Consider the following 4,815-nt stretch of genomic DNA (forward strand, 5'->3'; position numbering starts at 1 on the left):
ATCAAGTGGACTTCGTCACCGTAATACATGGACTTATTTTGCCGTATTGAGTGGACTTCTCACTCCGTAATAATCAACAAGGCCGATTTTAAATGTTTTTGATGAATGCTGGTATTAAACGAACAGAATCTATCAATTAAAATTTTTAATTGTGCAGAAAATCCATAATAATATAGTGGACTAACAAAGACGATCATGTCTGTATCAAGTATTTGTTTTCGAATCTGTTTCATATCATCTTTTTGAATACAAGGACCTTCATAGCCACAATGAAGACATCCTGTACATGGGTGTATATTGGCATGAGCTATATCCAGCATAGAAACAGAATGTCCAGCTTCTTTAGCTCCTTGAATAAAATTATCGGCAAGAATCCTGGATGATCCATTGAGGTTAGGACTTCCAAATAATAATAGAATCTTCATATGTTTTATTTATATGCTCGGCGATAGATTTCTGCAATCTCTTCATGAGTTGTTTTGGCAGGATCAGCCATGAATAAACCACCCATAGTTTCTCTAGCATTAACAGCCATGGTCATGCATTCGTCTTCTTTGATACCATAATCAGACATCTTCAAATCGGATACACCACAATCTTCTTCAAGTTTAACTAAAGCATCGATGAAATCCATTGGATCATTAGCCTCTTGTTTGCCTAAGAAACGAGCCATATCAATAAAACGATCATCGCATACATGCTTATTGATCCAGAAAGTAAAATACTCTTTAGCAATCATGATCAAACCAGCTCCATGAGGAAGTTCTGGATGGTAAGCACTCATTGCATGTTCCATGGAATGTTCACTAGTACAAGCACTAGTAATCATTGAATATCCGGAAAGTGTATTCGCAAAGGCAACGGCTTCCCTTGCTTCCATATCATTACCGTCTTTAACAGCTCTAGGCAAATACTTACCAATGTTTTCAATAGCAGTTCTTTGAACTAGATCACTCATTGGATTATGCACACATGAAATATATCCTTCAAGAGAATGGAATAAGGCATCAAAGCCTTGATAAGCTGTAAATTTAGGTGGAACAGTTTTCATTAATTCTGGAACCACGATCGCAAATTTAGCGAATAAAGAATCGGGACCGCCTACACCAATTTTTTCATTTGTATCTGGATTGGTGATGACACCGGCTGTATCCACTTCACTTCCTGTTCCAGCTGATGTTGTGATTGCGATCCAAGGAAGAGGTTCTTTATCCAATGGTTTTAATTTACCTGTTTTTCCACCAGCGTAGTCCCATAAATCATCGGATGGTTGAGGAATGAACATAGCCATAACTTTAGCTGCATCCATTACACTTCCTCCACCAAGTGCAACGACGAAATCGCAGTTTTCTTGACGAGCTACCTGTGCACCTTTTTCAACTGTTGATTTAAGTGGGTTAGCTGCTACTTCATTGAAAAGAACATATTCACAATTTGCAGCAGCAAGTTCTTTTTTTACTCTTTCTAAAGAACCATTTTTGATCGTAGATTGACCATTTGAAATAACCAATAATGCTTTTTTACCTGGCATTGGTTGTTTATGGAATTCATTTAATGAACCTTGTCCAAATAAAACTCTTGTTGGACAGAAAAAATTATAATTTGACATGTTGTATCCTTATTCTTATTTGATCATGGAACTTGCCCATGTATTCAACTCTTCATCAGTAATGGAGAAGCTCAATCTTTTGCCTTGTGTTACTTTTGATTTAGGCGCTAATTTTTGGATATACGTAGAAGATTTTCCCATCCCGCTTCCTCCAGATGTCGCAAAAGGAATGATTGTTTTATTTGTAAGATCATAGCTTTCAATAAAGGTATCAATAATAGATGGTTCTCTATACCACCAGATTGGAAAACCAACAAATACAGTATTGTATTGTTCCATCTTTTCTACTTTATTTAATATTTCTGGTCTTGAATTTGGATCTTTCATTTCCAATGTACTTCTTGAATGTGAATCATTCCAATTAAGATCAGCACGTGTGTACGCTTGTTTTGGTTGGATCTTAAAAAGATCTGCATGAATTTGGCTGGCCAACTTTTGGGCTACTTTTTCGGTTGTACCACTGGCACTGAAATAAGCAACTAAGATATTGGACATAAATATTTCCTCCTATTCTATTGATGTTTATTATTTGAACCATATATAATAAGTTCATGTAAAGAATACAACTTAAAGTTAACTTTAAGTCAATAACAAAATTAAAAAAATTTAAAGGAGGAAATTATGTTGTACACGGTTGGAGAAATGGCTCGTTTTTTAAATGTTTCGGCATCAACATTACGTTATTATGATAAAGAAGGTTTATTACCTTTTGTGGAAAGATCAAATAGTGGAATTCGTATGTTTAGTGATAAAGACTATGAATGGCTCAAAATAATTGAGTGTTTGAAGAAATCAGGCTTATCGATCAAAGAAATTCGCTCTTATATAGATATGACAAAAAGAGGAGATGATTCGCTTGAAGAAAGGTTGCAGTTGTTTGAAGAGAGAAAAAAAGATGTAGAAAGACAAATGAAAGAACTTCAAGAAACGCTGGATTTATTAAAATATAAATGCTGGTATTATGAAATGGCGATCCAGGATCAAAGTGAAGAAAGAGTTCGTTCATTGAGTGTTGAAGAATTACCGGAAGAATATAAAAAGATAAAAAATCATATACAATCGATGTAAGAAAAATATCAAGCAAATATGATATAATTCAGGATGATTGGAGAAGAATTTTATGAAACAAGGAGTCTTTTTAACATTTGAAGGAAACGATGGCAGTGGTAAGACTACGGTTTGTAAAGCTATTTGTGAAGAACTAAAGAAACTAGGATATGATGTTGTATATACAAGAGAGCCTGGAGGATCTAAAATAGCTGAATCAATTCGTAATATATTATTGGATGTCGAAAATACAGGTATGGATCCTAGAACAGAAGCTTTATTGTATGCTGCAAGCAGAAGACAACATTTAAAAGACAGGGTCTTACCAGCATTAAAGAATAAATCAATTGTACTATGTGATCGTTTTGTAGATTCAAGTCTTGCTTATCAGGGATATGCAAGAGATTTAGGTATGCAGGAAGTCTATGATATTAATCAATTTGCGATTGATGGATGTATGCCAATAAAAACTTTTTTCCTTTCTGTCAGTATTGAAACCGGACAGAAACGCATGGATCTAAGAGGAGATAAAAATCGTTTAGATCTTGAACAAAGTGATTTTCATAAAAAAGTTAGAGAAGGATATGCGAAATTAATTGAAATGTATCCAGAAAGAATTTGCGTCATTGATGCAGAACCAGAATTAAAGGTTGTTGTAAAGAATACTTTAAATGAAGTAATGAAAGTGATTCATGAATATGAATAAGAAATTATTAAAGGAAACACAGCCTGTCGTTTATAAAACACTATCGAATGCTTTGACAAAAGATCATTTGGCTCATGCATATTTATTTGAAGGAGATAAGAGTGCTCCTAAAAAAGAAGTGGCTTTATTGTTTGCGCAAAGTTTGGTGTGTCAACACAAAGATGAAGATGGTTTTGCCTGTCAGGAATGTGATGCATGTAAGCGAATTGAGCATGGAGAAGCTATTGATTATAAATGGATCGATGGTACAAAGAATCGAATCAAGAAAAATGATGTTTTAAAAATTCAAGAGTTGTTTGAAACAACAAGTGCTGAAATAGAAGATCGCAGGATCTATGTTTTAGAAGGATTTGATGATGCAACTGTTGATGCATCAAATAGTCTTTTGAAATTTTTGGAAGAGCCAGCTCCGGGAATCTTTGGTATCTTAATTGCGGATGAAAAATCCAATATTCTTCCAACAATTCAATCGCGTTGTCAATGGATCCATTTTAGACCTGCTTCAAGAATGGATATTGTGAATAAACTCATTGAAAAATGTGATCAAGACACAGCACAGATGTTGGCCAATAGTGGATATACCTACAACAAAGCTTGCGAGCTTCTTGAATATGAGGAGTTTTCTATTATTCGACAAGCTGCCAAAGATTATGTAAAGAATATGGGCTCTATAAATGAAATTTTTTCTTTACAAAGTGAAGTGTTTATTGCGAAAGGTTCTTTAATGAAAAAAGAATGGATTCGATTATGGATCCAATGGGTCTTATATGAATTAAAAAAAGATGGAAATAATTTATCTTTGGCAAAGCGTGTTAAAATACAAACGATTCTAGTGGAAGCAATGGATATTTTAAGAAGGCCAGTTGATTTAGCTTTGTTTTTGGATAAAATTTATTTTGATATAAAAAAGTTGTTAAATCTTTAAATTAGCAACTAATACTTTTAAGTTCTTTAGTATAGGATTTTTGATTTAAATAATTTTGATTGTATATCAAATGTTTTGTATAGAGATAAATTAGATGAACATAGAAAAGGGAAAGCTATAATGGACTTTCCCTTTAACATTCTAATTCAATGATTGTTTAGCTTTTATCAATAGTTCAGAAGAAACTCCGGTGATTTCCAAAATATAAGAATCCGATATTCCTTTCTTTAATAAATTTGTTAAAATCATTAAAATACCATCTTCTTTTCCAATTTGTATACCTTCGGTTTTACCTTGAATTTTGCCTTTTTGCAGGCCATCTGCCTCTCCCTGAAGATATCTTTTTGTTCCATATTCTTCTCGCATTCTGTCTAATGATTCACACATGATGATTGCCTCCTTTTCTTCTTCCTTGATCTGTTGATACAACTCTTCATCTTTTGCCATGCTAGCAATAACCAGTGCTACCTGCTTGGGTATGCCTTGTTTATATTTATTCCTTATCGTATTAAAATTGGCATTCAATAT

The 4,815-nt window shown here is 33.7% G+C and carries 6 protein-coding genes and 1 pseudogene; 3 read left to right on the forward strand and 4 right to left on the reverse strand.

Annotated features, from left to right (window positions below):
* Nucleotides 1–59: 59 nt before the first annotated feature.
* Genes PND65_RS09475 through PND65_RS09485 form a run of 3 tightly spaced genes read right to left on the reverse strand, consistent with a single transcriptional unit; the run spans nt 60 to nt 2,104 of the window.
* Nucleotides 60–425, reverse strand: coding sequence for a flavodoxin family protein (locus PND65_RS09475; RefSeq protein ID WP_271991846.1), 366 nt, complete (start codon nt 423–425; stop codon nt 60–62).
* A gap of 5 nt (nt 426–430) precedes the next feature.
* A complete protein-coding gene (locus PND65_RS09480; protein ID WP_271991844.1) occupies nt 431–1,609 on the reverse strand; it encodes an iron-containing alcohol dehydrogenase in 1,179 nt (392 codons plus the stop codon).
* Between the two features lie 15 nt (nt 1,610–1,624).
* On the reverse strand, nt 1,625–2,104 hold the full coding sequence (locus PND65_RS09485; RefSeq protein ID WP_087321060.1) for a flavodoxin: 480 nt from the start codon (nt 2,102–2,104) through the stop codon (nt 1,625–1,627).
* Nucleotides 2,105–2,230: 126 nt separating this feature from the next.
* Between PND65_RS09485 and PND65_RS09490 the strand changes: the two genes are divergently transcribed.
* The 3 genes from PND65_RS09490 to PND65_RS09500 are packed head-to-tail and all read left to right on the forward strand — an operon-like array spanning nt 2,231 to nt 4,287.
* On the forward strand, nt 2,231–2,677 hold the full coding sequence (locus PND65_RS09490; protein ID WP_270461610.1) for a MerR family transcriptional regulator: 447 nt from the start codon (nt 2,231–2,233) through the stop codon (nt 2,675–2,677).
* A gap of 52 nt (nt 2,678–2,729) precedes the next feature.
* The gene (tmk, locus tag PND65_RS09495) at nt 2,730–3,362 is read left to right on the forward strand and encodes a dTMP kinase (RefSeq protein ID WP_015535728.1); all 633 of its coding nucleotides are present in this window, start codon (nt 2,730–2,732) and stop codon (nt 3,360–3,362) included.
* Complete coding sequence (locus PND65_RS09500) at nt 3,355–4,287, forward strand: DNA polymerase III subunit delta (RefSeq protein ID WP_271991841.1); 933 nt, start codon at nt 3,355–3,357, stop codon at nt 4,285–4,287. The genes tmk and PND65_RS09500 overlap by 8 nt, the downstream gene beginning before the upstream one ends.
* A gap of 141 nt (nt 4,288–4,428) precedes the next feature.
* Here the strand turns inward: PND65_RS09500 and PND65_RS09505 are convergent.
* Nucleotides 4,429–4,815: pseudogene (locus PND65_RS09505) on the reverse strand (hypothetical protein); the annotation flags it as partial.

Origin of the sequence: Faecalitalea cylindroides, from assembly GCF_028321995.1 — a bacterium.
Taxonomy (GTDB): Bacteria; Bacillota_I; Bacilli_A; order Erysipelotrichales; family Erysipelotrichaceae; genus Faecalitalea; species Faecalitalea cylindroides.

Coding starts and splice junctions, on each gene's coding strand:
- PND65_RS09475 (WP_271991846.1), bottom strand. CDS start 425: ATGAAGATTCTATTATTATTTGGAAGTCCTAACCTCAATGGATCATCC.
- PND65_RS09480 (WP_271991844.1), bottom strand. CDS start 1,609: ATGTCAAATTATAATTTTTTCTGTCCAACAAGAGTTTTATTTGGACAA.
- PND65_RS09485 (WP_087321060.1), bottom strand. CDS start 2,104: ATGTCCAATATCTTAGTTGCTTATTTCAGTGCCAGTGGTACAACCGAA.
- PND65_RS09490 (WP_270461610.1), top strand. CDS start 2,231: ATGTTGTACACGGTTGGAGAAATGGCTCGTTTTTTAAATGTTTCGGCA.
- tmk (WP_015535728.1), top strand. CDS start 2,730: ATGAAACAAGGAGTCTTTTTAACATTTGAAGGAAACGATGGCAGTGGT.
- PND65_RS09500 (WP_271991841.1), top strand. CDS start 3,355: ATGAATAAGAAATTATTAAAGGAAACACAGCCTGTCGTTTATAAAACA.